Genomic DNA, 24,349 nt, shown 5'->3' with positions numbered 1-24,349 from the left:
AGGTTTAAACGTTTCAGGCTGCCTGAAACCGCTTAAAATCAATAGGGACAATTGTCATACATGGAGATTGGCTCAATGCTGCTGCCTGCGCTGTTGCTGGTCGCCAGTTTCCACAACATTTCCAGCGCGTCTGCACCGTCATCGTGGTCGTGATTGGGGAAATGGCGTAACTGGGCAATCAATTCGCGCTGTTCAGGCAATAATTTAATGAAACCGTTTTCAAAATGCGGTTGCAAACTCTCAATGCGCAATTCTTTTTCCGTATTCGGTTTCACGCCTTTGGCTGGGACGTGTGCGCTTTGTTTCGCAGATTCTTTGACCAATTCATCTTTGAAAAACTCTTGAAATTGCACGGTTTCCACCGCCCAAAGCTGGCAGTTGTATTCTTTTTGTAATTTAATCACATCTTGAATAATCAAACTGGGAACACGCTTTTTAATTTTGGCTTCAACCACATACAAAATGCCCGTGCTTTTTTGATAGCCACCAACCAAAATTGCGCTCGGGTCTTTGCCTTTGCCTTTTTTGCCCAATGATGGGTCTACCGCGCCATAAAACACCACATCATGTGGCAAAGTGCGGTAGTAACTTTGGTCAATGCAGCCTGAAAAGATTTCGCTTTCAGGGTCGCTCGGTTCGTTTTGATACTCGCATTGAAACGCCGCCAAGCCATCTCGCGCACGGATTTTCATTAAAGTCAGTAATGGGCGTTTAACCCAACTCACTTTGCTACCACGCAACATTTCCGCTTCGTTTTTCAGATAAAAAGCATGGGCGGCTTTTTCGTTTTGTTGATTGATTTTAGGGGTGTTGCGATAGATGTTTTCCCATTCTTCCCACAAATCCATGCGCTCGGGGTATTTCACAATCGCGCTAAACAGCACGCTGCGCCAAAACGGATTTTTCATAATCCGCGCTAACACGCTGTCTTTACATAAAATTGTACCAACATAAATGATGTCAATTTTGCTGCCCGCTTCGCCAAGTGGCTGAATCACACGCGCAATCCATTTTTCTAATTTGTCGCGCAAACGCGGATTTTCGGCATGGTCTTCATTTTCCAAATCGTCCAAATAAACCGCATCGGGGCGTTTATTTTTCTTTTTCGCACCACGAATTTTCTGACCCGAACCATAGGCTTTGAATTTATTGCCTTGTCGGGTCAAAATTTCGCCAATGCGCCAACGCGCACCTTGTCCACATATTTCGGGAAAATCCAAGCGCAACATGGGATTATCGGTCAATTCGGTTTTAATTGTTTCAATGATTTCATCGGATTGCTCTTCCGTGTCCGACACAATAACTGTATTGTGTTTCACATTGCGAACTTCATTGAACAAACTGTTCGCCTGAACCACCTGCGTGGTTTTGGCTTCGGCACGCGGTGCAGCCACGCTTTGAGAAACGCCGTCTTTTTCGCGCGTGATTTCAGGCAGCGTTTTGTACGCCCACGAATGAAAAACCGATTCCGTTTGACATAACGCCACAAAGACGTAATCGCAGTACTAATAACCAAGCCAAACGCCCATTCAATTGTGAGAAATTTTGTGCGTTCATGGCATTGCCTCCAGTCGGATAATCACTTGAATTTCAGGTATATTCGGATTGCACATGACCCATTCCGCGCCGTCTTCTTCCACCCAAAAATGCGGAAACAAACTTTTCAGGCTGCCTGAAAAACCATTCAAGTAAAAAATCACATCAAAATCATCGTTTACAAAGCGGTCGTGGCGAACATGGTTTTTGTACAACACACTTTCCACCCATTCCACAAACCGCTCTTGTCGCTTGGCTTGCGCTTTGCCCATTTCCATTTTGGCGCGATGTTTGGTAAGTACGCGATTGACTTGTTGCCAGTAGGTCATGGTTTGCGCTCCATAGCCCAGTCAATCCAGCCACGCAATTGATTTTCCAAATTTTTCACGTAACGCCCAAATGCCACCGCGTGAGTCAAAATCGCTTCTTGTGAGCCGTTTTGTGGCGGTTCGGGACGTTGTGGCATCACGAGCAAGGCTTGTGGCACAGGTTTACTCGTAACCGAGTGATTTTTTGTAGTGCTGCAAGCTGTACTCGCCAAAAGTGCAATCATGAGTGCCGTTAGCGCGGTCTTTTGCAATAACATTTTGAATTTCCTTTTTCAATTCATTGGCTTGAATTTCGCTTTGCTTTTGAAATTCAAGCTGTTGTTGGCTGATTTGTTCGGCTTGTTTGAGCCAAACTGATTGTTTTGCTTGATGTTCTTGCGCTTGTTTGAGCAGGATTTGTTGATAGTGATGTTCTGTTTTCAGGCTGCCAAAATGGTAGCCCAGTCCCATCAATGCACTCACACAAACAGATACAAGCAAAATAATCAGCAAATCTGTTCGGTATTTTTTTAATAAAAACAAAAGCATTATTTCTCTTTCTTTTCAGAAGTTTGCTGTACTGCTGCAATCTCTCGCCGTGCCAGCCCATAGCCGCCAACCATGCCCCCATACGCCCACCATTGCCATTCGGCAGGTGTGCCTGTGGCAAACTGATACGTCATCACGCCAGCCGCCACGTTTGCCCACACTTTGTCATGCGACAATGCGCCTGTAGTCGGATTGTTGACCATTCCGCCGAGCCATTTTTTCAGGCTGCCTGAAACAGTCTCGGACTGTACGGTTTGTGGCGCGATTTGGGGACTTTGTGGCGGTAAAACCGTGTGCGAGCGATATTGGGGGGCAGGTGGTGGTAGGTTTGCGCCACCTTGTTTGAAATTTTCCATAGCTTTTAAACTGGCTTTAAACCGCGTTTAAAGCGGTTTCAAAAATCCGTGCATAGCCAGCAATCAAATCTGCTTTGTCGGTACCGTTCACGATGCGGCGAGCAGCGACATAATCGCAACGGCTATCAGTAATGTAATCTGCCAACCGTTTACCTGTGAACCAACCTTCTGCCATGCCACAAGCAATGATTTTGGCGGCGGTTTCGGGCTGTGTGGCTAGGTCAGGTTGCGTGACTAAATCTGCACCCACTTTTGCGCCTGCTTTGGCGTAATTGTTGCGCCAAGTTAGCTGCACAAAACCGCGCCCATAAAACAAATGCGGACACTCGTCCTGCGTGTAAACCGAACTGCGCGAGCCATCTTTGAAACAATATTTCACGCCATTGCTGTTGATTTGCCATTTGCCGTAATCGTAGTTTTTGCCTTTGCCATATTCCTCCAAAGGCTTGATGGTTCGGGCGGTTTCGTGGTAAGCGGTTGCCAACACATACGCGATTTGTTGCAAATTTAAGCCTTGTTCCACCGATGAAAGCACCAGTAAATTTAAGCCGTCTACCTGACTTTGATTCAGGCTGCCTGAAAACAATTTTTCACGGATATGCGCGAAAAATGCGCTGTTTGCCAGCGTTTGCGCGATGGACTGTTGGGCGAGTTGAGTTTCATTCATATTTATCAATCCAGTTGTTTAATTTTGCAGTCATTTTGTCATGAAAAACAGCCAAACCGTTCTAATAACACTTCAATTCAGCCACACAAAAAAAGCAGCCTGAAACCAGTTTCCCAGTTTCAGGCTGCCTTTCCATCAACAACAAGCCATTATCACACTTCAGATTTTTGATATTGTTGCAATAATCTCCATTTTTCCAACGGCATATCGCGGTGGCTGGTTTTATCTGTTTCTGTTAGCCACATTCGTACCGTTCGCGTTTGCACACCTAAATATTCAGCCGTTTGCGCTTGTGTTAAGCCGTGCTGCTCAATCCAATGCCGCAAATTGGCAGGCGTGTACCCAATTTCGGGGTAAGTCATGTCAATACCCACCACAATAACAAAGCAATCAAGGTAAACTGCACCAGCCAAATTTTAAAGCGGTATTTAACCACCCAGTCCATTCGCTTACTTAGCTTGTTCCATTCTGCATCAATTTGTTTTTTTTCTTGATAATATGCACTTTTTTTCATGTTTCATTCAGCCCCTTTCGAGGCTGCTCCTATTATTTATTTAGATAATTTTTGATGATTGCCACCAAAGCCGTCATTGCACCCACCGCACCGAATAAAATTTGACTGAATGATAAACGCATATCATAGTTCATTTTTTTGCGTTCTTGTTGGATTTTTAACAAGGTTTCTGCTTTAATTCGCCTGTCTATTTTGCTGTTTAGGATATTTTCTAGTTTTTGTACTGTATCCCAATCCTTACGCTGAGTGGCACGTCTTAATTCTTTGTGAATCATATTGTTTCCTGTTGGTTTGTTGTTGATGCGTAAATTATAGGTTCTATTTGTTCCTTTATCAAATCTTTTTTTGATTTTTGCACCACAAAAAAAAGCAGCCTGAAACCAGTTTCCCAGTTTCAGGCTGCCTGAAAATTAGCTACGAAAATAAGCTCTGCTGCATGGTTTCGCCACTATTGACAATATTCCATATTTGGCGCGCACTCAAATGGTATTCACGCGCCAAATTATTAACAGCGCAAACGCCTGTCATTGGATAATTCGGGCGTGTGGTTAACTCATCAAATTGTCGGCGAATTTCACGATTTCTGCACGTTAACAGCGCAGCTTGGCACTTGGGGACATAAAGTTCGCGCTGCCCATTTAATGCAATTTCAATTTTATCGGCATTGTCTTCGCCGATGATTTCCGCCAAAAGATGATGTAACACTTTGCCTTGATTGGTTTTGTTTTTGCCAATTGGGAACGTTGTTCCGCCGAATTTTTCCACCAATTCAAACGCCATAGCCAAACCAATCACCTCAACTAAGCCAGCAAAACTTGGCGGCAGCAGGTGCTTCAAATCAACAAAATCATCTTGATTTAATTGCATTTTATACTCCTTTTTGTGGTGTGGCGATTGGCGTAAATTTGCAGTGCGGACGTGAGTTTGTGCATTTCATCATCGTTTAGTTGAACCAATTTATCTTTATCAAACATATTCTTAGCCGTACCCACTGCATAATCCCACGTTTTGCCTGTTTGCTTGAGTAGCACCGCAATTTTGTTCAACATCGCCCGATGCTGCACTTGATGCAACGGCATCCGCCCAATGCCAGCCTGACGATTGTCCACAAAACCTTTTGCTTTGAGCTCCGCCAACACATTTTCAAGCTGCTGCACCGTCATCTTGACACACGAGCGCAAGCCAGTAACGCGCTGCAACAAGGCGCGGTACGTGTCGTCGTCTAATCCTAATTGCGATTTAGCAATGTGGATTTTGGCAATCATTTTTTGTCTATTATTTTGATTTTTCATAATAATTACTCCGCATAAAAACCAAAATATACACAAAGTGAAAACTTGAACCACCCCAAAAATCGTTAAAAAATGTAAAAACCGCCTGAAAGATGTAAAGCTTTCAAGCGGTTAGTTGTATCAGCTTTTGCATTACTCTTCATCAATTTCATGCACCAATTTCGCCCGTTTTCATTTAATGAATTGTCTGCAATGTGGCATTTTCATTGCTGTGAATGTCCTGCATAATGCTCAACAAGGCTTGCAATCCCAGCGTTTGCACCATATTCAGGTGTTTTAATGACGGTGGGTCTTCCCAACGCATTAATTTGTCAACAATATCGCGGTCAATACCTTCTACTCTCACACCAATGCCATATTCCAGTTGAATTAATTGAATGGTTACCGTTGTCATGCTTTTGCTCCCACTTCATCAAAATTCGGTTCAATCACAAAATCCTCTTCGCCGCGTTTGATTTTGATGCCTAAAATCTGATTATCTTCAAACATTTCAGGATATTGCAAAATCAATTCACGATTAACTTCCAGTTTTTCACGCACAAAGCGTTTGTAATTCGGGTTTTGCAACAGACGGTCAATCACTTCCGCACCATTTTTTTGCGAAATACTGACGCTCGGATTTTTGATGCGCCACTTCACCACACCTGTGGACAAATCCGCGAATTTCACACGATGGTTGTCGGTCAATTCGGCGCGGTTGGCTTCACACCAAATGTGGCAACTTTCGGATAAAACATTGATTTGCGCTTGTAATTTGGCGACTTTTTCATCACACGCTTGTTTAAGCGGTGTGATTTGGTCGTTCAATTCGGCGTTCAGGCGCAAAATTTCGCGTTGCAATGCACCCATTTGGGCGATGTTGTCCACCACTTCGGCGCGAGATTGCGCGGACATAATGGCTTGGGTTTTGATTTTTTTACTCATGGTTCTTTCTTTCAAAATCAGGAAAAAATTTTACAATTCAATTTCTGAATCATGCTTTGATTTAATTCATGTCGTGCTTGCTTTTGTTCGGGGCTAGGCGAGATAAACGGTTCGGGCGGTTCACGCGCCACCGCAGACGGTGCGACAATCGGTGCTGTTTCGGCTGTCGATTCGGATTCAGTATTTTGAAATGACTGGACAATTTCCAGCGCCTCCAGCAAAAAATCATGCGAATCAAGCGGTGTTTTCAGGCTGCCTGAAACTTTGTCCGATAACAATTTTTGCACCGCTTTTTGCCAATCCCCAGCCGAACAATCCAAGTAAATGCCATTGATTTCACGCAATAAACGGTAAATCTCATCAAATGGCAATTTGTCGTTAATCGGTGCAAACAAACCCACATAACGCATGGCAAGTTGAGTATTTTGTCCACCAAATTTTGCTAATTCCCAAATGGCGGCTCGGGCTTGTTGTAATTCAAATGAATCAGGTTCACTCATGATGTCTCTTTTCTTGTTTCAATTTTTTTAGCCATTGGCGATAAGTACGGATTTCCAATTCGGCGCGATTCTGCAGAGCCAAATCAAACTCATGTTGTGCTAGGATAAGCCGCTCTTCCCATTCATTGATTTTTTGGATAATCCAATCAGGGTCGGTAATCATTTTTTAAATCCTATTAAATCAAATAGTTAATAAAACCAATAGGCAAAAAAATATTATGCTGTCTGTTTTTCAGCAGGCTGCTTGCCGCGTTTGGGCTGAATATTGTTGGGCAATTTTGGCACTTTCAGGCTGCCTGAAAACAGTTTCAGCAAAAAACCCACCAATGCGCAAACCGTCAAAATAAACAACACAGGCAACAGCAATTTCAACCACACCAAAACAGCTTGCAAAAACGTTAAATTCAAATACCATTCAATCATGATGATTTTCCTTGTTTATTAAAGAGTTAAATTCACAACTTCTACAACATTTCGCCCAATTTGCCAATGTTCTACCACGCCCAATTCTTTGAAAATGCCGTAAAAATCGGACTTTACCACAACACGCACAACGCTTCATGCGTGGATATTTTCGTGATTTCATGGCGTTAAGCCCCATGTGCTAATAACCATTTTTCAATCACTTGCAGCATTTCTTCATTGATGGCTGTTTCGCTTTGCTTACTGGCTCTGTCCAAGTAATACATCAAATTTTCCAAACGCCGCAAACTGCCATTTGCTGATTTCACGATTTTTTGGTTCAATTGCATGCTCAAACTGGGTAAAGTAATCCGTAAAATCTGTGCCAATTCATCATCTGCCGTATGCTCGGGTAAGATAAAAGTACAACCCACACGACTAAACAATTGTTCCAATTCGCCATGTCTGCCAATCAAATTGGTTTTCAAACGCATCGTCCCTGCCAACAATAAGCCAATTTTGGCTTGGTCGCGCAAACGGCGTAAAATTTCCAGCGAACGAGTAGACAAATTTTCTGCTTCGTCTGCCAAAATCATGCGCCCCGAGCCTGTTAATTTTGCTAAAATGGCTTCATAAATATCGTTCAGGCTGCCTGAATGGCTTGCGCCGATTTTCTTGGCAATGGTTTTCAAAATCACAGCTGGCGTGTAAGTGGGACTGACTTCCAGCAAAATCACATCAGGGTGGTGGCGAGCGTATTCACGCTGAATGGTGGTTTTACCCATGCCAGCACGCCCCACAAACAAACCTTGACCGCGTGATTGATGCACCATTTCCAAAAATGCCCAAACACGTTTGGCGGTTTCGGTGCGGCAAAACACAATTTCCAAATCTTTGATTTCGCGTTTCTTTTGTTCACGGTGGATAAAATTGGCAATGGCTTCATCTACTTTGGCATTGTTGCCTTTGTACACACCTTTGCGCCATTGGCTGACCAATGCATCCGATTGACCAATCCCTTTTGCTACATCGCTTTGCTGGGTGCCTGTTTCGGACATCAATTTTTCCAGTTGTTCTTGTAAAGTCATGATTAAATTCCTTTAAAAGTGTTTCAAAATCGTTTTAAAAATCAAAAACCAAAATATTTTTTGGATAATTCGCTTACTTCCGCCACTTCTGCCACTTCCACCGTTTCAGGCTGCCTGAAATCCACATCATTAGACGCTACCAAATCGGGCAACCATTTGCTAAAATCAGGTGTATTTTCAATAATGTCGCCACCATTTAAATCCATTTCAATACGCTTAACTTTGTTTTTCAGGCGTGTAATTTGTTTTTTGGCACGATTTTCTTTTTGTGTCTCGCGCATACTCTTCACGTTCGTGAAAGCATCGCGTGCGTTGCCATTTAAAACCGCCTTGCCAATCAAACACCCATTTTTTTGATACACAAAAATATTCTGTGCATTGTCCCAATCATAGGCAATCAACACCGTCTTGCCTTCGTGTGCCGCCAAATCCGCCAAAAAATAGCTTTGATTATTAAAACGAATCCAACCGCGATACGGTTTGCGTTTTTCCATGCTGCGTTCCAACAAAGCCAATTCGTCTTCCGACAAAATTTCAGGCTGCTCTTCGGGTGGTACTTGCGCCATTCGTTGCGCCCAATATTCCGTTGGGTTGTAACGCTCGCCATCGTCTTTTTTGGGCAAGGTGCGATGTGGGCGGTGGTTGTATTCATGAATGGTTGCTAACAAATCCACATAAAACTGTTGCCAAGTCGGACACAACGCCTTGTATTTTTGCTGTTCATCGGTCAGTTTTTTGCCGTCTCGTTCGGCTTTTGCCCAGCTTTCGGTTTTGCGATACATCAAATGCCCTGCGGATTTGTCCATGTCTTTACCGTGATAAGTGGGATAGGTTTTAGCTAATTTAATCAGCGTGTTATCCCATAATCCCTCAATCACGCCACGCCCTTGTGGGTTACCTGCAATCCCTGTTTGATGTTGAATATCCAAACGCGGACAAAAACCCGTCAATTCGCCTGTGATGTCGCGTCCTGTTTCGCCTTTGCCATTGTCCGAATAGATGATGACCGGCAAACCACCATGTCGCAAACCCATTCTTAACGCATCGGCAACCGCTTTACTGCTTTCTGCCAAAGCAATTGAAAAACCAACAATTTTACGCGTACAGCCGTCAATCACAAACGTGATTTCAGGCACAAAGGGCTGACCGTGTTCCATGTGTCGCACACGCGCTTTAAAGCTGTGTCCGTCAATAATCCACACGTTATTGGGATTAATGTTGGTCGTCCAATCGCGTTGCACATAGGGCAGCAACTGTTTGTATTGCGAGCCTGTGCGCCGACCGCGTTCACGGATGATTTCAGGCAAAGCATTCCAAGCACGGCGAACCGCATCAATACTGGGTAACAGTTTCATATCAAAATCCTGTTTTTGTTGATAAAGTTGGGTAAATCGCTGATAGCTGTGTACCAATTTGGGCTTTTGTGGCACACGATGAATGTGCATAAAATCGCGCATCCACCACAGCGACAAAGGCGAGGTTTCGTATTTGGTCGCGCGTGGTGCAAGTGCCAACAGTCGGGCATTTTTGTTGTTGCCAGCCGACTTAAAATTCAACACCCACTCCATCAAAGTGCGCTTGGACAAATCACGTTTGTTGTTGCTCCGCGCATTGGCAATGGGGATTAAATGTTCAATTCGCTCGGGCAGCGTACCTTCGCGCATTTGTTCCAAAAAATAGGCTACGGCTTTGTTTTGCGATAAACTCAATGTATCGCCTATGCTCAACACATCTGCCACAATGGCGATTCGTGCATTGGCGCAATTTTTTTGTTTGAAATTCAAATTTTTAGCTTCTATATTTGGGTCTTCCAAATCCAAAGCCAATTGCGTGTCTTCGGGTCTGTGGACGGTCGGCAAATCTTTTGATTTGGCGCGTGATTTTTTGGGTTTTGCCTGATTTTGGGGGTTCAGGCTGCCTGAAACCGTTTGCATATTGGGTAAATCAGGCTGTTGCGCCAAAATTTCGGCAGCCAGTTTCTTTTCCACCGCTTCGCGAATGGGGGTAGGCAGGGCTGCGATTTCGTATTCCACACCACCACCTCGCCCCACGCGCGGGCGTGAACGCCAGTTTTCGCGTTTGGCTTTTTCTCTCAACCGTCTATCGCTTTCAGGCAGTCCTGAAATTTTCATTTTTGCCATTTCAAAAGCTGTGATGTATTCCATTTTTCCACTCCAAACTTGGACGTTTTATCTTTGGTTTTAGTGTCCGAGTTTATTTTTCTCAAAAATAAACTAACCATTTGATTTTTAATAACTAGGACGTGTCCGAGTTAATTTATTAAAATGTCCAAGTTAAGCTGCTTATTTCAAGCCCAATTTCACGGCAATTTCATGACCGCGACCATAGCGAGCTTTGTTTTGTCCACCGACTACTAACCAAACATCACGCGGTTTATAGCCATTATCACGCGCCCATTGCGCCAATGTTTTGCCTTCTTTGGCAAAATTTTCCTTTAATTTTTCAGCAGTTAAAGCCATGTTAGCTCCTTCAAAATATGGTAAAATGCAGGATTGTTTCAGTCCTATTACTAGAATAGTGCTGTATTGATGTGTGAATTATAGGAAGAGTTCTTCCTTTTTAGCAAGAGAGATTTCATGAATAATTCCTCCGATTTTGGCAACAGATTGAAAACTGAAAGAAAAAAGTTAGGCTTAACCCAAGCGCAAGCTGCTGAAAAATGTGGTGTTTCTGCAAGAATGTGGGGGGATTATGAAAGAAATATCAGTCAGCCAAAAGCAGAACAACTCTTCCTATTTAAAAATGCTGGCATTGATATTGATTATGTGATGACAGGTAAAAATAACAATGTTGAAACTTTCAGGCAGCCTGAAAATTCATTAAGCAACAAAGAATTAGAACTACTGGCTTTATTTCGTCAAGCCAGCGAATTAGGGCAAGCCGTAATTTTAAGTGCGGCTCGCGGTGCAGAGAAAAAAGAAATTCAGACTAATTCAAGTAAATAACTTGGAACATAAAGCAAGAAATTGAGTTCCAAGTTCAGTTTCAAGTTTCGTCCATAAAAAAGCCCTACCAAATGGCAGGGCGTGTGGGGTGCGCTGGCTCGCTTGGGGCGCATGGCACGCTGTTCACAGAGCGCATTATGCCATATTGTCGCGTGTGGCTGGCTGGTAGCACTTCAATTCATATCCTTATCACACGCCATTTTGAGCAGCTGTCTGTTATTTCCGTAAAAGGCGACAGTTACGAACCTTTGAAATTGATTTATCAGAAGAGCATAACACTGAAAGTATTATGATTATTGGGCAGGTTGTGTGGCTTGGTCGCCGCATTTAAAAAATTAAAGCACGTTTAAAAGGTGTTTAAAACCTGATTAAAATGTGCTTAAAATTCTTTAAAAGCTGATAATTTTTCATCAAAATATGCTCATTTTTTCGCATTTTTGACAAAAGCTGATGCAACTGGTTTAGCGCGACAAATTGGGCGTGAGCCTTGTATTCATCAAGTGTTCACACAAATTGAATCGCGCTTTGCACCTATGCAAAAACTATCACTACCCCACAATCAGATAAGAATTTTATTTCTATGATGCGAAATAAACCACATCAATTTGCCAATGGTGCAGAAGTCTTTCAATGGGCATTCAAAACTAAAGGTAATGTGATGGCTTTTCAACAGGGCGATAGCATGATGTTAAATAACTTGAAACACAATGCCGTACGTTTTATTTCTACACAACGTCATGAGTTTGTCCATCGTTTACAAAATGTTTTGCCTGAATTGAACGATTATTTTGTCCGTTTGTGGCATGAGCGTACGGTAAAAGATAAAGTTCAAACCATGCAAAAAATGACAGGGAATAGCCGATATAATGCAAAAGAAATTGGTAAACGTGATGATTTTCCCAATCCCTATTATGGTAAAATGTACGGCGATGAAGACGACCCATTGCCATTGGAAATGATGACCATGATATTTGAGGCATTATTGGGGGGCGATGATAAGCGTTATCAGGAATTGGCAAAAAAGCCTGATTTTTTGTATTTTGGATTGGCTTTATTGGTAAGGTATCAACCATGATTTCTATTCAATTTATGTTACGTAAACAGGGGAAAGACATCGGTCAAATCACTTGGGAACGTGAAACCATTAATAAACGTGGTTTTGAGTTGCCTGTATCGGGTAAATTAAGTGGTGATGATATGGCGGTTCGCACTTTACAAAGCGCGATAAACAAAGCTTTGTCTGCACAGGTTGCTGATGTTTCCCCTCTACCTGCTGGTGGCAGTCTGATTGAAGCCCCTTTGGTGCATGATAGTGAAATGATTTCTGTGTTTGACCATGCAGGTTTTGATATACCTCCCGAATTTGATGAAATTATCCAGCACATGGCTGGCTCGGCACATGAGGTAGTCGGTGTGTGCTACTAATCGTCAAACAGCCTGAACCCCAAAACTCCCACTTGAAACATGAAATTCAAGTGGGATTTTGTTTGTTTATTTCAAAAATCGCTGTTAAAGCACTTTTTAAAGCGTTTGAGCGCATCTAAAAACTTTTTTATATCCACACCCAAGCCCCCTTACCCTTTACAGGACAAAAACGCCGATTTTTAAACCACTTTAAAACGTTATTAAAACAGCAAATTCCGAATGATGGCGATGGCTGGACAATTGTTGATGCCTTTGGTGGCTCGGGACTGTTGGCTCACACCGCAAAACAGGTTTTACCCAAAGCTCGTGTGATTTACAATGATTTTGACGGTTATACCGAGCGTTTGCAAAACATCAATGATACCAATCAATTACGCAAAATCATTTTTGATTTAACCAGAGATTATCCGCGCAATCAAAAGCTGCCTGAAACGCTGAAAAAGACCATTCAGACTACCTTACAAACATTTGGCGGCTATATTGATTTGGATTGCGTGGCGAGTTGGATTTTGTTTAGCAGTCGGCAACCAACTGATTTGCATGATTTAATATACAATCATACTTATTTTAATAATGTGCGATTGAGTGATTATCCCAGCGCGGACGACTATTTAGACGGCGTGGAAGTGGTAAGTAAATCGTATCATGAATTATTGCCTGAATTCCAAGATAATTCAAATGCTTTACTCGTGCTTGACCCACCCTATGTTAGCACCGCGCAAGGCGCGTATCGCAAAGCTGGCTATTTTGGTATGGTTGAATTTTTACGGCTGATGCGTTTGGTGCGACCGCCGTTTGTATTCTTCTCATCAACGCGGAGTGAACTGCTTGATTATTTGGATTTGATTGTGAATGAAAAGGCAGAAGGTTGGCAAAATTTACAGGATTATCAAAAAATTAGCGTTCACATTACAATGAACAAAACAGCGCATTACGAAGATAATATGATTTACAAATTTCAGGCTGCCTGAAAATGAAAACCGTTTAAAATCATAATTATGTGCTTTGAAACGGTTTGGTAGATGGTAGATATTATGCATCAAAAAAATAAACACCCAGTTTGGAGCTGGGTGCAGATGTTAAAATGCTGTTGATGCAAAAGCAGGTGCATTTTTTATTTCTTCGCAATGCAAAAGCTGGCGCGTCCTTACACTTGACGGGTATCTTTAAGAGTGGGGTTATGCCCCTTTTTATTCAATTGCCATATCTTAATTTAGATAGAGTTGAGAATGGCGTGATTATTGTACTGCCGTACAATCTTCCAAGCAGCCTGAAATCCGTTATAATTCATCTATTTTTCACTTTTATGGAAATTAGCATGATGCAACACATTCACATCATCGGTATTGGTGGCACATTTATGGGCGGTTTGGCGCGCATTGCCAAAGAAGCAGGGTTCAAAGTTACAGGCTGTGATGCCAAAATGTATCCGCCAATGAGTACGCAATTAGCCGAGCTAGGCGTGGACGTTCACGAAGGTTTTGATGCAGAACAATTAAAACAATATCAAGCAGATATGTACGTTATTGGCAATGTCGCCAAGCGTGGCATGGAAGTGATTGAAGCGATTTTAAACAAGGGATTGCCTTACACTTCAGGTCCACAGTGGTTGTCTGAAAACGTGTTACAAAAAATGTGGGTACTGGGCGTGGCGGGAACGCACGGCAAAACCACTACCGCATCTATGTTGGCGTGGGTATTAGAATATGCTGGTTATGGTGCAGGTTTTTTGATTGGCGGTGTACCACAAAATTTCAGTGTGTCGGCGCGTTTGCCACAAAATGACAGCGCGTTTTTCGTGATTGAAGCCGATGAATACGACACCGCATTTTTTGACAAACGCAGCAAATTCGTTCACTACCGTCCGCGCACCACCATTTTGAATAATTTAGAATACGACCACGCGGATATTTTCCCCGATTTAGCCGCAATTCAAACACAATTTCATCACTTGATTCGCACCGTGCCAAATCAAGGTTTGATTATCGCCAGCGGTCGTGCAGAAGCCATTCACGAAACCATTGATAAAGGTTGCTGGACACCGATTGAATGGTTTGGTAATCAAGCTGGCTGGCAAATTGGCGAAGCAGACAAACAAGGCAGCTTTGATGTGTTTTTTAAGGGCGAAAAAGTCGGACGTGTGCAATGGGAATTGTTGGGCGAACACAATCGCCTAAATGCACTCGCTGTCATTGCAGCAGCGCGACACGTTGGCGTGAGCGTTCAGGCTGCCTGTGATGCGTTGAGTCAATTTAAAAACGTAAAAAGACGCATGGAAATCAAAGGAGTAGTGAATCAAATTACTGTGTATGATGACTTTGCCCACCACCCAACCGCCATTGAAACCACCATTGCAGGACTGCGTCAAAAAGTCGGCAATGCACGAATCATCGCCGTATTGGAGCCGCGTTCCAACACTATGAAACTTGGCACAATGAAAGCCGCACTTTCAGGCAGCCTGAAAGAAGCAAACGCCGTATTTTGCTACGCTGGAGGTGTTGATTGGGATGTTCAGGCAGCATTGGAGCCATTGGGTGATAAATTGCATATTGGCAAACAGTTTGATGAATTTGTAAATGAATTGGCTAAATTCGCCCAAACTGGCGACCATATTTTAATCATGAGTAATGGTGGGTTTGGCGGAATTCATGAAAAATTATTGGCAAAATTAAATTAAAAATTATTTTCAGGCAGCCAAAAGATAGGGTTTAGCAGAGAAAGGATTCAGGCTGCCTGAAAATTGTAGGTGGGGTAATTTTTCTCGACTGATGATGGATACTAGTTAGTTGTTTAAAATTAAAAATACTACTGCGTTGTCTGCTTCCTTATGTACTGGTATGCATACAGCGGTTGCTTTGTCCTATTTTTATTTTAACTGACTATGTTTATTACGATTCAAACAAAGGCTTTAAGGGGCTTGAGTATAGAAATCCGTTCCGCAAACTTTTAAAAAAACAGCATTTGCTTGCAATTTTAGGCGGTGTGCTTATAAAAAAAAAGAAATAATTGCGGAACGTCTCACATTTTGCGGAACGCATCGGGAAATTTAGTAGTTATTTTAATTTAAAATCAATTGATTAATTTTGATTACTTTTTAATTGTATAACGCGTATAATAGCGCATCTTAAATTTTCGCCCATTTCCAAAAACACATGAGCAAAATCAACACTCAAACCAATCCATTTAGCATCAGTAAAGCCATCAAACGTTATTTAATTACAGGCATACTTGTGTGGTTGCCGATTACGGTAACTATTTGGATTTTATCGTATATTATTAATGCGGCAGACAAATTGGTTAAGCTGCTGCCTGAGCAATGGCAGCCTGAAAAATATTTAGGTTTAACATTCCCTGGTATGGGCGTGGTAGTGGCAATTGCGGTATTGTTTTGTACGGGTATTTTTGCGGCGAACGTGATTGGGCGTAAATTTATTGAGGGCTGGGACAGTTTGATGGGGCGAATTCCCGTTGTTAAATCCATTTATTCCAGCGTAAAAAAAGTATCTGAATCATTGCTTTCGGATAATTCGCGTTCATTTAAAACGCCTGTTTTGGTGCCGTTTCCACAACCCAATATTTGGACGATTGCGTTTGTTTCAGGCAGCGTGCCGCAGTCGATTTCGGACGCGCTGCCTGAAAAATCGGAGTATGTTTCGGTTTATGTGCCGACCACGCCCAACCCAACGGGGGGCTACTATATTATGGTGCGTCATTCTGATATTCGCGAACTGGATATGACGGTGGACGAGGCGTTGAAATATGTGATTTCGCTGGGTATGGTCGTGCCAGATGATTTGCCAATTAAACAACACAATATGTTGATTGAACAAAGGTAATCTTCAGATTGCCTGAAAGGATTTTGACAAATTAATACTGACTACAATCACGATTTAGCCGCTTGGGCAGCACATCAAGCTAATTTAATCAAACTTGGAAAATTCAATGAGTTAGATTTTGAAAATTTGATGGAAGAAATGCAAGCCATGAGCCGAAAAGAACACCGCGAATTACTCCGCCGCATGGGCATTTTGATTGCTTACTTGTTAAAATGGGCATTTCAGCCGACTTGTCAAGGCAATAGTTGGCGAGAACCATTGTTGACCAACGCCAAGAAATCGCTGATTTATTGGAAGATTCGTCCAGCCTATGCAATCATTTTGACGACACTGAATGGTTCAACAAAGTATGGTAACGTGGTACACAACAAGCGCAAAATGAAACAGGCATCAAAACTTTGCCACCACAACCCATTTGGACGATTGACGAAATTTTGAATAAGGATTTTTTTCAGGCAGCCTGAAAGGAAATAATCTATGAGTAAGTATTTGATTGCATTTGATTTAAGTCAAGAATGTTTGAAGCAACACTATCACGCCAATTCGCCCACAAACGCCTATTACAACATCGCGACCATTCTGAAAAAACACGGTTTTGACAATATTCAAGGCAGCGTTTATATCAGCACACATGATGACATTAGTGAGGCGCATGGCACGCTTGCCTTGCAAGAAGTTGCTGCGATTTATGATTGGTTTGCTAAATGCGTTTCTAATGTCAAATTTTACCGATTGGAAGCGGATTTGGACGCGCAATTTATTGTGGACGGTGTGGAACAAGCACGAAATGCGTTTATCCAGCAAATGCAGCAATTGCGTCAAAGTTTATTGCAAGCAGGTTTGCCCGAAGACAAATTAAATGAAATTTTGAATAATCAGAATTTTGCGGTTGGGAATATTACTTTACCGTTGAATAAAATGAAAAATATTGAATTGAAATGAGTTGAAGTCATTTCAGGCAGCCTGAAACTCATTTTTAAATTAGAAACACTATTGTAAACAAGGAAATAACAATATGCGTACAAACTATTGCGGTCTAATTAACGAACAATATTTAGACCAAACCGTAACCGTAAAAGGTTGGGTACACCGCCGCCGCGACCATGGCGGTGTGATTTTTATTGATTTGCGCGACCGCGAAGGCATTGTGCAAGTCGTGATTGACCCCGATACACCCGAAGCATTCAAATTAGCAGACAGTGCCCGCAGCGAATTTGTGTTGAGCATCACAGGGCGCGTGCGTAACCGTCCAGAAGGCACAACCAACGACAAAATGATTTCAGGCAAAATTGAAATTCTCGCCAAAGAAATTGAAATTTTGAATACAGCTGCTACGCCTCCTTTCCAAATTGACGAAGAAAACATCAGCGAAACCGTGCGTTTACAAAACCGCGTGATTGACTTGCGCCGTCCGTATATGCAGCGTAATTTGAAATTGCGTTATCAAGTTGCGATGGGCGTGCGTCGTTATTTGGACGTGCAAGGCTTTATTGACATTGAAACCCCGATGTTGACACGCTCTACGCCCGAAGGTGCGCGTGATTATCTTGTGCCAAGCCGTGTTCATGCTGGCGAATTTTTCGCGTTGCCGCAATCGCCACAATTATTCAAACAATTATTGATGGTGGCGGGTTTTGACCGTTATTACCAAATCACCAAGTGTTTCCGTGATGAAGATTTGCGCGCGGACAGGCAGCCTGAATTCACGCAAATTGACTTGGAAACTTCGTTTTTAACCGAAAACGAAATCATGGACATTACCGAGGGCATGGCGAAACAAGTTTTCAAAGATGCGCTAGGCGTGGATTTGGGTGATTTTCCTCGTATGCAATATTCAGATGCGATGTTCTATTATGGTTCGGATAAACCTGATATGCGTATTTCGTTGAAATTTACCGAATTAACCGATTTGATGAAAACCGAAGAGTTTAAAGTCTTCCGTGGCGCAGCAGACATGAAAAATGGTCGCGTGGTGGCGTTGCGTGTGCCAAATGGCGCAAAATTCAGCCGCAAAGAAATTGACGAATACACGCAATTTGTTGGTATTTACGGCGCAAAAGGTTTGGCGTACATCAAAGTCAACGATGTTACCAACTTATCTAATGGCGAAAATAGCGGCTTACAAAGCCCAATCGTCAAATTTTTGTCTGAAAACGTGTTGAAAGAAATCATTGCGCGAACTGGCGCGGAAAATGGCGACATTATTTTCTTCGGGGCAGACAAAGAAAAAATCGTGAACGAAGCCATCGGCGCGTTACGCATTAAAATCGGTAAAGAACACGGTTTAGAAAACGGCTATTTTGTGGACGAATGGAAACCGTTGTGGGTGGTGGATTTCCCAATGTTTGAATACGATGAAGATGCTGACCGCTATGTTGCCGTGCATCATCCATTCACTGCACCGAAAGAAGGGCATGAAGATTTGATGGTTTCTGCGCCTGAAAAATGTTTGGCTCGTGCGTATGATATGGTGTTGAATGGTTGGGAAATTGGTGGCGGTTCGATTCGTATTCATCGTGCAGAGATTCAAGAAAAAGTATTTGCCGCGCTGAAAATCACGCCCGAAGAACAACAAGAAAAATTCGGTTTCTTGTTGGATAATTTGAAATTTGGTGCGCCGCCGCATGGTGGTTTGGCATTTGGTTTGGACCGTTTGGTTACGTTGATGACGAGCGCAGAGTCTATTCGTGATGTGATTGCATTCCCGAAAACCCAACGCGCTCAATGCTTATTGACCAACGCGCCTAATTCGGTTGATGAGAAACAATTGCGTGAATTGAGTTTGCGTTTGCGTGTGAAACAATCAGAAAATAAAGAAGCGTAATATCATGATGTTGAGCTAAAATACAGGCAGCCTGAAAACGAGTTTTGGTTTTCAGGCTAAGACCTTTGCAAAACCCCTAAATTTACAAATTTCAAAAAATAACTAATTGAAATTTTAAGAATTTATTTTTTATAGCCATCAAAAAAATGAGGTTTTGCAAAGGTTTCAGGCTGCCTGTATTTGATTGGAGAATACACATGAACCTACAATCCGCCTTATATGGTTCACTGCTTGGTACGGCTGTGGGTGATGCCTACGGTTTACCGTTTGAAGGCATGAAACCGCAACGCATCCGCAAAATATTCAAGCGTAAAACAGATTACCGCCTAATCCCATTTATGCATGGTGCGATGGTATCCGATGACACCGAACACGCCACCATGGCTGTACAAGCCTATATCCGCAGCGCAGGGCAGCCTGAAAAATTTCAACAAGCGTTGCAATCGCATTTGCGCTGGTGGTTGGCGCGTTTACCTGCTGGAATTGGCTTGGCGACTTTGCGTAGCATTGTAAAAATGTGGTTCAGGCTGCCTGAAACGGGCGTGTTTTCTGCAGGCAATGGCGGTGCGATGCGTGTGGCGGTGTTGGGTGTGTTGGCGCGTGATGTTGATGAATTAAAACAACTGGTTAAAATCAGTACACGCGTAACCCACACCGACCCAAAAGCAGAACAAGGCGCGTTAACAATTGCGTTGTTGGCATGGGTGGAAACGCATCAATCAGATTGGGCGACAATGCAAGTAATGGATTTTGTATTGAGTCATATTCAAGATAATGATTTAATTGAAAGAATTAAAAATTTTCAACCCAATCCACGTAAAGGTGTTTCGGGCTACATTTACGAAACCGTACCAGCCGTCTGCCAGATTTGGCAACAGCATCGCCATGAACCGATTTTGGGTTTGCAAAAACTGATTGAATGGGGAGGCGATACCGATACCACTTGCGCGATTTTTGGGGGCGTGGTGGGCATTCGGTATGGACAAACGGTGTTTGATGGTATCGCTGGAGCGTGGTGTGAACCCGTGTTGCACCCCGATTATTGGCAAAAACTAGCCACCCAAGCCTCGCAAGTGCAAAAAACAGCACAACCACAAAAGCCATTGGTTTGGGCGAATATTCTGATATTATTGAGGAACGTGTTTTTTACCATGATTGTATTAGCACATGGATTTCGGCGATTATTGCCACCGTATTAATTTTCAGGCTGCCTGAAAGAATTTTTACCATGAAAATATCTGTTTTAATTGCTACTGTATTGGTGTTGTGTGCGCCAGCCGCATTCGCTCAACCTATTTTCCAATGCACCACGCCTAACGGCAAACAAATTCAATTATTAGACAATGGTAAAACGCTGGAATACAGTTTCGGTAAAGTCGGTAAACCTGAAATCGTGGTGCGTGTGCCACGTTCGCAAGCGCGGTATTATGATTGGCGTGGAGTGGGGCGGTCGATTGCGTATTCAGTGGACATTCCAAATGGCGATGTGGTGTACAACATCCATCATGCCTACGATAGAATTGAACAGAAAATTGCTGCGGGTGTAGCGGTCCAAATGCCTGGTAACCAATGGGTTGAAGTGAATTGTCATCCCAAAGCAATTCGCGTAAATCAGTTGGATAATGTAAAAAATATTCCGAGCGGTTATGATGATTAAAATATTTTCAGGCTGCTTATTTATTCAAAAAATATAATTAAATAAATATGATGAAAGTTTATTTAGTGGGTGGTGCGGTGCGTGATGCGCTGCTGGGTTTGGACGTGAAAGACCGTGATTGGGTTGTCGTGGGGGCGGAAGCAGCGGATTTGTTGGCGCAGGGCTTTCGGGCTGTTGGTCAGGATTTTCCTGTATTTTTGCACCCGACAACGCACGAAGAATACGCACTGGCGCGTACCGAACGCAAAATAAGTAAAGGTTACACGGGGTTTCAATTTTATGCAGATAAATCCGTTACTTTGGAACAAGATTTGTTGCGCCGCGACTTAACCATCAACGCAATGGCGCAAGACGAACACGGCAACATCATTGACCCATTTGGTGGACAATCTGATTTACAAAACAAAATATTACGCCATGTTTCAGCAGCATTTGCGGAAGACCCCGTGCGGATTTTGCGCATTGCGCGATTTGCGGCGCGATATGGTTTCACGGTTGCGCCCGAAACCATGCAGCTGATGTGCGATATGGTGGCAAATGGTGAAGTTGATGCGTTGGTGGCGGAGCGTGTGTGGCAGGAATTTGCCAAAGGTTTGATGGAGAAAAATCCACGCAAAATGATTGAAATTTTGCGAGAATGTGGTGCGTTGCGTGTGTTGCTGCCTGAAGTAGACGCGCTGTTTGGTGTGCCACAACGAGCAGATTTTCACCCTGAAATTTGTTCGGGGGAGCATACTTTGCTGGTGTTGCAGCGTGCGGCGGATTTGGGTTTTGGGCTGCCTGAACGGTATGCGGCTTTGCTGCATGATTTGGGTAAGGCATTGACCCCTATTGATATTTTACCTAAGCATATTGGACACGATATGCGTGGGGTGAAGTTGGTTCGGGCGGTAAATGTGCGTTGGCGTGTGCCAAAAGCGTGCGGGGAGTTGGCAGAATTGGTATGCAAATTTCATATTCGTTTGCATCAAATTGGACAGGCGAAAAGGGCAGAAGCAGCGTTAAAAGTATTGAAAGAAACGGACGCTTTTCGTCGCCCTGAGCGTTTTCAGGCTGCCTTAAATGTGTGTTTAGCGGACACTCAAGGACGTTTAGGACGTGAAAATGCAGCTTATCCACAACGTGAGCATTGGTTGGCGGTATTGGCGGCGGCGCAACATGTGGATGCGCGTGCGATTGCCCAACAATTTTCAGGCTGCCCTGAAAAAATTGCTGAACAAATTGATATGGCGAGAAAAAATCAAATTGCCCCTATTCAACAAGCGTTTTATCAGCAAAATCAACATCAGGCAGCCTGAAAAAATCACGCATCACGTTGTGCGGCTAAGGCGGTGGGATTGAGTGTGGGTTCACCGATTTTGTGTAATGTGTTGAAATCGGTGTGTTCAAATGGTTTGTCGTAACCTGTTACCTGCATGACGGTGGTTTGATGATATGACCAAGTGCCATCATCGTGAATCGTAATGGTAATAGTATAGCTTTCTGTTTTAAAATTACTTTCCAAAAATGGATTAGACGAAATGCCGTTGGTGTCGGAGCCGCGCCGTGCGGTAACCGTAAAGGTTTTGGCATTGGCATCGGCATTGCCCACCGCCATTGCAGTCAAGCCACGCGGAATGGAAAGCGTTTGAATCAGGTTGCCTGTAATGGGTTCCCATAACCAGTAGCCGACTTGGTCGTGGAAAGTTTCATCGCTATCGGGTTCAACGATGTGAATGTGGTAGCGCAAGCCATAATACATTTGTGGACCGTTGGATTGTGCATCAATTGGATGCATTTCAATGCGTTCAATATAAGGCGAATCTTCTGCACCATCGGCTTTGGGGCTGGTGTCCATGCCTGCATCGCTTTGCCAAATGCCTGCTAATGGTGCGAGTGGGCCCAAATTTTTGATTGTGTCAAAATCAGCATCGCCTTCGGTGTAGATGTCTTCGGGATAGGTGTAGGGTTTCATATTCATTTCAGTTGCTTTCTGATAACAATGAGTTATTTGATTTCAGGCTGCCTGAAAATGACTCAGCCAACAATTTTTGCCAACGTGCTACTTGATAGCGCACTTGTTCGGGTGCAGTGCCACCTAAGTGGTTACGCGCATTCAGGCTGCCTTCAGGGGTAAGAATCTGGTAAACATCGTTTTCAATCAAATTGCTAAAGCCACGCAACACGTCCAATGGCAAATCTGCCAAATCGCATTTTTGCGTGTCAGCATGGCGCACAGCAAGCGCAACCACTTCATGCGAATCGCGAAATGGTAAGCCTTTTTTCACTAAATAATCCGCTAAATCGGTTGCCGTTGCAAAACCCTGCAACACGGCGGCACGCATATTTTCGGGTTTCACGGTAACCCCGCGCATCATGTCAGCGTAAACACGCAACGTGTTAATCACAGTGTCTACCGTGTCAAATAGTGGCTCTTTGTCTTCTTGATTGTCTTTGTTGTACGCCAGCGGTTGTGATTTCATTAGCATAATCAATCCTGTAAGATGTCCGATAACGCGTCCCGATTTGCCACGCACGAGTTCAGGTACATCGGGATTTTTCTTCTGCGGCATAATGGAAGAGCCCGTACAGAAGCGGTCAGCAATGTCAATAAAACCAAAACGCGGACTCATCCACAAAATCAATTCTTCACTCAAACGACTCAAATGCACCATCAACAAACTGGCGGCAGCAGTAAACTCAATTGCAAAATCGCGGTCGGAAACTGCGTCTAGAGAGTTTTGGCAAATTTGTTCAAAATTCAATAATTGAGCGGTTAATTCGCGCTGAATGGGAAAAGTTGTGCCAGCCAAAGCCGCCGCGCCCAATGGCATACGGTTCACTCGTTTGCGACAATCTGCCATGCGTTCGTCATCGCGCCCGAGCATTTCCACGTAAGCGAGCATATGGTGCCCAAAACTCACGGGTTGAGCGACTTGCAAATGAGTGAAGCCTGGCATGACAGTATCGGCATTTTTCTCCGCCAATTTCAGTAAGGCAGATTGTAATTCTTTGATTAAAATGCGAATTGTGCTGATTTCATCGCGCAACCACAAGCGAATATCGGTTGCTACTTGGTCGTTGCGACTGCGTCCTGTGTGCAAGCGTTTGCCTGCATCGCCGATTTTATCGGTTAGGCGGCGTTCAATATTCATATGCACGTCTTCTAAATCCAAAGACCATTTCAGGTTGCCTGCATCAATGTCGGCTTTGATTTCTTTCATACCTTGTTGAATTTGCGCTAAATCTTGCGCAGATAATACGCCCGATTCGTGCAACATTTGAGCATGTGCCAGCGAGCCTTGAATGTCCCAATGTGCCAAGCGTTTGTCAAAATCAATGCTGCCTGTGTATTGTTTAACGAGTTCGGATACGGGTTCGTTGAAGCGTCCTGACCATATTTCTGAATGACTCATTGTATTTTCCTTATTTAAATACAAAATATTAGAATGAATTTGTTTTCAGGCTGCCTGAAAAGAGAAAGCAGCCTAAAAAATAGGCTGGACGTGTGTCCTTTTTCAGGCTG

Annotated in this window: 33 protein-coding genes; 12 read left to right on the top strand and 21 right to left on the bottom strand. The window is 43.3% G+C overall.

The window, feature by feature from the left end; genetic code table 11:
- Positions 1-38: 38 nt before the first annotated feature.
- From terL to BWP33_RS08735, 19 genes are all read right to left on the bottom strand, one after another.
- The gene (gene terL / locus BWP33_RS08815; RefSeq protein WP_104930376.1) at positions 39-1,487 is read right to left on the bottom strand and encodes a phage terminase large subunit; all 1,449 of its coding nucleotides are present in this window, start codon (positions 1,485-1,487) and stop codon (positions 39-41) included.
- A gap of 66 nt (positions 1,488-1,553) precedes the next feature.
- Positions 1,554-1,865 carry a hypothetical protein gene (locus tag BWP33_RS08810; protein ID WP_002642274.1) on the bottom strand — a complete coding sequence of 104 codons (312 nt, stop codon included), beginning with the start codon at positions 1,863-1,865 and terminating at the stop codon, positions 1,554-1,556.
- On the bottom strand, positions 1,862-2,023 hold the full coding sequence (locus tag BWP33_RS12495) for a hypothetical protein (RefSeq protein ID WP_155999591.1): 162 nt from the start codon (positions 2,021-2,023) through the stop codon (positions 1,862-1,864). The genes BWP33_RS08810 and BWP33_RS12495 overlap by 4 nt, the downstream gene beginning before the upstream one ends.
- Before the next feature lie 4 nt (positions 2,024-2,027).
- Positions 2,028-2,393: a hypothetical protein gene (locus BWP33_RS08805; protein ID WP_002642272.1), complete on the bottom strand. Its 366-nt coding sequence runs from the start codon at positions 2,391-2,393 to the stop codon at positions 2,028-2,030.
- Positions 2,393-2,749, bottom strand: a complete 357-nt coding sequence (locus BWP33_RS13225; RefSeq protein ID WP_002642271.1) for a hypothetical protein — start codon at positions 2,747-2,749, stop codon at positions 2,393-2,395. Before BWP33_RS13225 ends, BWP33_RS08805 begins: the two co-directional genes overlap by 1 nt.
- Positions 2,750-2,765: 16 nt before the next feature.
- Positions 2,766-3,416 (bottom strand): glycoside hydrolase family 19 protein, encoded by a 651-nt coding sequence (locus BWP33_RS08795; RefSeq protein ID WP_002642270.1) that lies wholly within the window; start codon positions 3,414-3,416, stop codon positions 2,766-2,768.
- Positions 3,417-3,568: 152 nt separating this feature from the next.
- On the bottom strand, positions 3,569-3,778 hold the full coding sequence (locus BWP33_RS08790) for a helix-turn-helix domain-containing protein (protein ID WP_002642269.1): 210 nt from the start codon (positions 3,776-3,778) through the stop codon (positions 3,569-3,571).
- Complete coding sequence (locus BWP33_RS12490; RefSeq protein ID WP_155999587.1) at positions 3,775-3,930, bottom strand: hypothetical protein; 156 nt, start codon at positions 3,928-3,930, stop codon at positions 3,775-3,777. Before BWP33_RS12490 ends, BWP33_RS08790 begins: the two co-directional genes overlap by 4 nt.
- Before the next feature lie 32 nt (positions 3,931-3,962).
- Complete coding sequence (locus BWP33_RS08785) at positions 3,963-4,205, bottom strand: hypothetical protein (RefSeq protein ID WP_002642268.1); 243 nt, start codon at positions 4,203-4,205, stop codon at positions 3,963-3,965.
- Between the two features lie 139 nt (positions 4,206-4,344).
- The gene (locus BWP33_RS08780; protein WP_002642267.1) at positions 4,345-4,797 is read right to left on the bottom strand and encodes a Mor transcription activator family protein; all 453 of its coding nucleotides are present in this window, start codon (positions 4,795-4,797) and stop codon (positions 4,345-4,347) included.
- Positions 4,788-5,222, bottom strand: a complete 435-nt coding sequence (locus BWP33_RS08775; RefSeq protein WP_002642266.1) for a gp16 family protein — start codon at positions 5,220-5,222, stop codon at positions 4,788-4,790. Before BWP33_RS08775 ends, BWP33_RS08780 begins: the two co-directional genes overlap by 10 nt.
- A gap of 175 nt (positions 5,223-5,397) precedes the next feature.
- A complete protein-coding gene (locus BWP33_RS08770; protein ID WP_002642265.1) occupies positions 5,398-5,616 on the bottom strand; it encodes a hypothetical protein in 219 nt (72 codons plus the stop codon).
- On the bottom strand, positions 5,613-6,146 hold the full coding sequence (locus BWP33_RS08765; RefSeq protein WP_002642264.1) for a host-nuclease inhibitor Gam family protein: 534 nt from the start codon (positions 6,144-6,146) through the stop codon (positions 5,613-5,615). Before BWP33_RS08765 ends, BWP33_RS08770 begins: the two co-directional genes overlap by 4 nt.
- Before the next feature lie 17 nt (positions 6,147-6,163).
- Positions 6,164-6,646 (bottom strand): hypothetical protein, encoded by a 483-nt coding sequence (locus BWP33_RS08760; protein ID WP_104930375.1) that lies wholly within the window; start codon positions 6,644-6,646, stop codon positions 6,164-6,166.
- A complete protein-coding gene (locus tag BWP33_RS08755) occupies positions 6,639-6,809 on the bottom strand; it encodes a hypothetical protein (RefSeq protein ID WP_002642262.1) in 171 nt (56 codons plus the stop codon). The genes BWP33_RS08760 and BWP33_RS08755 overlap by 8 nt, the downstream gene beginning before the upstream one ends.
- A 53-nt stretch (positions 6,810-6,862) precedes the next feature.
- Complete coding sequence (locus BWP33_RS08750) at positions 6,863-7,069, bottom strand: hypothetical protein (protein ID WP_002642261.1); 207 nt, start codon at positions 7,067-7,069, stop codon at positions 6,863-6,865.
- 167 nt (positions 7,070-7,236) lie between these two features.
- Entirely contained in the window at positions 7,237-8,136 is a 900-nt protein-coding gene (locus tag BWP33_RS08745) for an AAA family ATPase (protein ID WP_002642260.1), read from the bottom strand.
- Between the two features lie 41 nt (positions 8,137-8,177).
- The gene (locus tag BWP33_RS08740) at positions 8,178-10,301 is read right to left on the bottom strand and encodes a Mu transposase C-terminal domain-containing protein (RefSeq protein ID WP_002642259.1); all 2,124 of its coding nucleotides are present in this window, start codon (positions 10,299-10,301) and stop codon (positions 8,178-8,180) included.
- A gap of 138 nt (positions 10,302-10,439) precedes the next feature.
- On the bottom strand, positions 10,440-10,616 hold the full coding sequence (locus BWP33_RS08735) for a DNA-binding protein (protein WP_002642258.1): 177 nt from the start codon (positions 10,614-10,616) through the stop codon (positions 10,440-10,442).
- Between the two features lie 117 nt (positions 10,617-10,733).
- On the opposite strand from BWP33_RS08735, the gene BWP33_RS08730 reads away from it, so the two are divergent.
- From BWP33_RS08730 to BWP33_RS08670, 12 genes are all read left to right on the top strand, one after another.
- A complete protein-coding gene (locus BWP33_RS08730; RefSeq protein ID WP_002642257.1) occupies positions 10,734-11,102 on the top strand; it encodes a helix-turn-helix domain-containing protein in 369 nt (122 codons plus the stop codon).
- 580 nt (positions 11,103-11,682) lie between these two features.
- Positions 11,683-12,177: a hypothetical protein gene (locus BWP33_RS08720; RefSeq protein ID WP_002642256.1), complete on the top strand. Its 495-nt coding sequence runs from the start codon at positions 11,683-11,685 to the stop codon at positions 12,175-12,177.
- Positions 12,174-12,527 carry a hypothetical protein gene (locus BWP33_RS08715; protein WP_002642255.1) on the top strand — a complete coding sequence of 118 codons (354 nt, stop codon included), beginning with the start codon at positions 12,174-12,176 and terminating at the stop codon, positions 12,525-12,527. The genes BWP33_RS08720 and BWP33_RS08715 overlap by 4 nt, the downstream gene beginning before the upstream one ends.
- A gap of 131 nt (positions 12,528-12,658) precedes the next feature.
- Complete coding sequence (locus tag BWP33_RS08710; protein ID WP_040629062.1) at positions 12,659-13,498, top strand: DNA adenine methylase; 840 nt, start codon at positions 12,659-12,661, stop codon at positions 13,496-13,498.
- Positions 13,499-13,848: 350 nt separating this feature from the next.
- Complete coding sequence (gene mpl / locus BWP33_RS08705; RefSeq protein ID WP_040629138.1) at positions 13,849-15,204, top strand: UDP-N-acetylmuramate:L-alanyl-gamma-D-glutamyl-meso-diaminopimelate ligase; 1,356 nt, start codon at positions 13,849-13,851, stop codon at positions 15,202-15,204.
- 475 nt (positions 15,205-15,679) lie between these two features.
- Positions 15,680-16,363, top strand: a complete 684-nt coding sequence (locus tag BWP33_RS08700) for a DUF502 domain-containing protein (RefSeq protein ID WP_002642252.1) — start codon at positions 15,680-15,682, stop codon at positions 16,361-16,363.
- Between the two features lie 30 nt (positions 16,364-16,393).
- Positions 16,394-16,801 (top strand): DUF29 domain-containing protein, encoded by a 408-nt coding sequence (locus BWP33_RS08695; protein ID WP_224451263.1) that lies wholly within the window; start codon positions 16,394-16,396, stop codon positions 16,799-16,801.
- A gap of 39 nt (positions 16,802-16,840) precedes the next feature.
- Positions 16,841-17,305, top strand: a complete 465-nt coding sequence (locus BWP33_RS08690; protein WP_002642251.1) for a virulence-associated protein VapD — start codon at positions 16,841-16,843, stop codon at positions 17,303-17,305.
- 73 nt (positions 17,306-17,378) lie between these two features.
- Entirely contained in the window at positions 17,379-19,187 is a 1,809-nt protein-coding gene (gene aspS / locus BWP33_RS08685) for an aspartate--tRNA ligase (RefSeq protein WP_002642250.1), read from the top strand.
- Positions 19,188-19,384: 197 nt separating this feature from the next.
- The gene (locus BWP33_RS08680) at positions 19,385-20,386 is read left to right on the top strand and encodes an ADP-ribosylglycohydrolase family protein (protein ID WP_002642249.1); all 1,002 of its coding nucleotides are present in this window, start codon (positions 19,385-19,387) and stop codon (positions 20,384-20,386) included.
- 29 nt (positions 20,387-20,415) lie between these two features.
- Positions 20,416-20,844 (top strand): hypothetical protein, encoded by a 429-nt coding sequence (locus tag BWP33_RS08675; protein ID WP_002642248.1) that lies wholly within the window; start codon positions 20,416-20,418, stop codon positions 20,842-20,844.
- A 50-nt stretch (positions 20,845-20,894) separates the two neighbouring features.
- On the top strand, positions 20,895-22,142 hold the full coding sequence (locus BWP33_RS08670) for a multifunctional CCA addition/repair protein (protein ID WP_040629134.1): 1,248 nt from the start codon (positions 20,895-20,897) through the stop codon (positions 22,140-22,142).
- Between the two features lie 5 nt (positions 22,143-22,147).
- Here the strand turns inward: BWP33_RS08670 and BWP33_RS08665 are convergent, their stop codons facing one another.
- Both BWP33_RS08665 and argH read right to left on the bottom strand, forming a co-directional pair.
- Positions 22,148-22,804, bottom strand: a complete 657-nt coding sequence (locus BWP33_RS08665; RefSeq protein WP_002642246.1) for an FABP family protein — start codon at positions 22,802-22,804, stop codon at positions 22,148-22,150.
- 1 nt (position 22,805) lies between these two features.
- Positions 22,806-24,239, bottom strand: a complete 1,434-nt coding sequence (gene argH, locus BWP33_RS08660; RefSeq protein WP_002642245.1) for an argininosuccinate lyase — start codon at positions 24,237-24,239, stop codon at positions 22,806-22,808.
- Positions 24,240-24,349: the final 110 nt, after the last annotated feature.

It is taken from the genome of Simonsiella muelleri ATCC 29453, from assembly GCF_002951835.1.
In the GTDB taxonomy this organism is placed as follows: Bacteria; Pseudomonadota; Gammaproteobacteria; order Burkholderiales; family Neisseriaceae; genus Simonsiella; species Simonsiella muelleri.
The sequence above is the reverse complement of the archived record's forward strand: the minus strand, read 5'-3'. Positions and strand labels throughout refer to the sequence as shown.

Coding starts and splice junctions, on each gene's coding strand:
- BWP33_RS08805 (WP_002642272.1), bottom strand. CDS start 2,393: ATGCTTTTGTTTTTATTAAAAAAATACCGAACAGATTTGCTGATTATT.
- BWP33_RS08740 (WP_002642259.1), bottom strand. CDS start 10,301: ATGGAATACATCACAGCTTTTGAAATGGCAAAAATGAAAATTTCAGGA.
- BWP33_RS08785 (WP_002642268.1), bottom strand. CDS start 4,205: ATGATTCACAAAGAATTAAGACGTGCCACTCAGCGTAAGGATTGGGAT.
- BWP33_RS08700 (WP_002642252.1), top strand. CDS start 15,680: ATGAGCAAAATCAACACTCAAACCAATCCATTTAGCATCAGTAAAGCC.
- BWP33_RS08765 (WP_002642264.1), bottom strand. CDS start 6,146: ATGAGTAAAAAAATCAAAACCCAAGCCATTATGTCCGCGCAATCTCGC.
- BWP33_RS08690 (WP_002642251.1), top strand. CDS start 16,841: ATGAGTAAGTATTTGATTGCATTTGATTTAAGTCAAGAATGTTTGAAG.
- BWP33_RS08730 (WP_002642257.1), top strand. CDS start 10,734: ATGAATAATTCCTCCGATTTTGGCAACAGATTGAAAACTGAAAGAAAA.
- BWP33_RS08780 (WP_002642267.1), bottom strand. CDS start 4,797: ATGCAATTAAATCAAGATGATTTTGTTGATTTGAAGCACCTGCTGCCG.
- BWP33_RS12490 (WP_155999587.1), bottom strand. CDS start 3,930: ATGAAAAAAAGTGCATATTATCAAGAAAAAAAACAAATTGATGCAGAA.
- mpl (WP_040629138.1), top strand. CDS start 13,849: ATGCAACACATTCACATCATCGGTATTGGTGGCACATTTATGGGCGGT.
- BWP33_RS08680 (WP_002642249.1), top strand. CDS start 19,385: ATGAACCTACAATCCGCCTTATATGGTTCACTGCTTGGTACGGCTGTG.
- BWP33_RS08745 (WP_002642260.1), bottom strand. CDS start 8,136: ATGACTTTACAAGAACAACTGGAAAAATTGATGTCCGAAACAGGCACC.
- BWP33_RS08670 (WP_040629134.1), top strand. CDS start 20,895: ATGAAAGTTTATTTAGTGGGTGGTGCGGTGCGTGATGCGCTGCTGGGT.
- BWP33_RS08755 (WP_002642262.1), bottom strand. CDS start 6,809: ATGATTACCGACCCTGATTGGATTATCCAAAAAATCAATGAATGGGAA.
- argH (WP_002642245.1), bottom strand. CDS start 24,239: ATGAGTCATTCAGAAATATGGTCAGGACGCTTCAACGAACCCGTATCC.
- BWP33_RS08750 (WP_002642261.1), bottom strand. CDS start 7,069: ATGATTGAATGGTATTTGAATTTAACGTTTTTGCAAGCTGTTTTGGTG.
- BWP33_RS08665 (WP_002642246.1), bottom strand. CDS start 22,804: ATGAATATGAAACCCTACACCTATCCCGAAGACATCTACACCGAAGGC.
- BWP33_RS08795 (WP_002642270.1), bottom strand. CDS start 3,416: ATGAATGAAACTCAACTCGCCCAACAGTCCATCGCGCAAACGCTGGCA.
- BWP33_RS08790 (WP_002642269.1), bottom strand. CDS start 3,778: ATGACTTACCCCGAAATTGGGTACACGCCTGCCAATTTGCGGCATTGG.
- BWP33_RS13225 (WP_002642271.1), bottom strand. CDS start 2,749: ATGGAAAATTTCAAACAAGGTGGCGCAAACCTACCACCACCTGCCCCC.
- BWP33_RS08715 (WP_002642255.1), top strand. CDS start 12,174: ATGATTTCTATTCAATTTATGTTACGTAAACAGGGGAAAGACATCGGT.
- BWP33_RS08735 (WP_002642258.1), bottom strand. CDS start 10,616: ATGGCTTTAACTGCTGAAAAATTAAAGGAAAATTTTGCCAAAGAAGGC.
- aspS (WP_002642250.1), top strand. CDS start 17,379: ATGCGTACAAACTATTGCGGTCTAATTAACGAACAATATTTAGACCAA.
- BWP33_RS08675 (WP_002642248.1), top strand. CDS start 20,416: ATGAAAATATCTGTTTTAATTGCTACTGTATTGGTGTTGTGTGCGCCA.
- BWP33_RS08770 (WP_002642265.1), bottom strand. CDS start 5,616: ATGACAACGGTAACCATTCAATTAATTCAACTGGAATATGGCATTGGT.
- BWP33_RS08720 (WP_002642256.1), top strand. CDS start 11,683: ATGATGCGAAATAAACCACATCAATTTGCCAATGGTGCAGAAGTCTTT.
- BWP33_RS08760 (WP_104930375.1), bottom strand. CDS start 6,646: ATGAGTGAACCTGATTCATTTGAATTACAACAAGCCCGAGCCGCCATT.
- BWP33_RS08810 (WP_002642274.1), bottom strand. CDS start 1,865: ATGACCTACTGGCAACAAGTCAATCGCGTACTTACCAAACATCGCGCC.
- BWP33_RS08775 (WP_002642266.1), bottom strand. CDS start 5,222: ATGAAAAATCAAAATAATAGACAAAAAATGATTGCCAAAATCCACATT.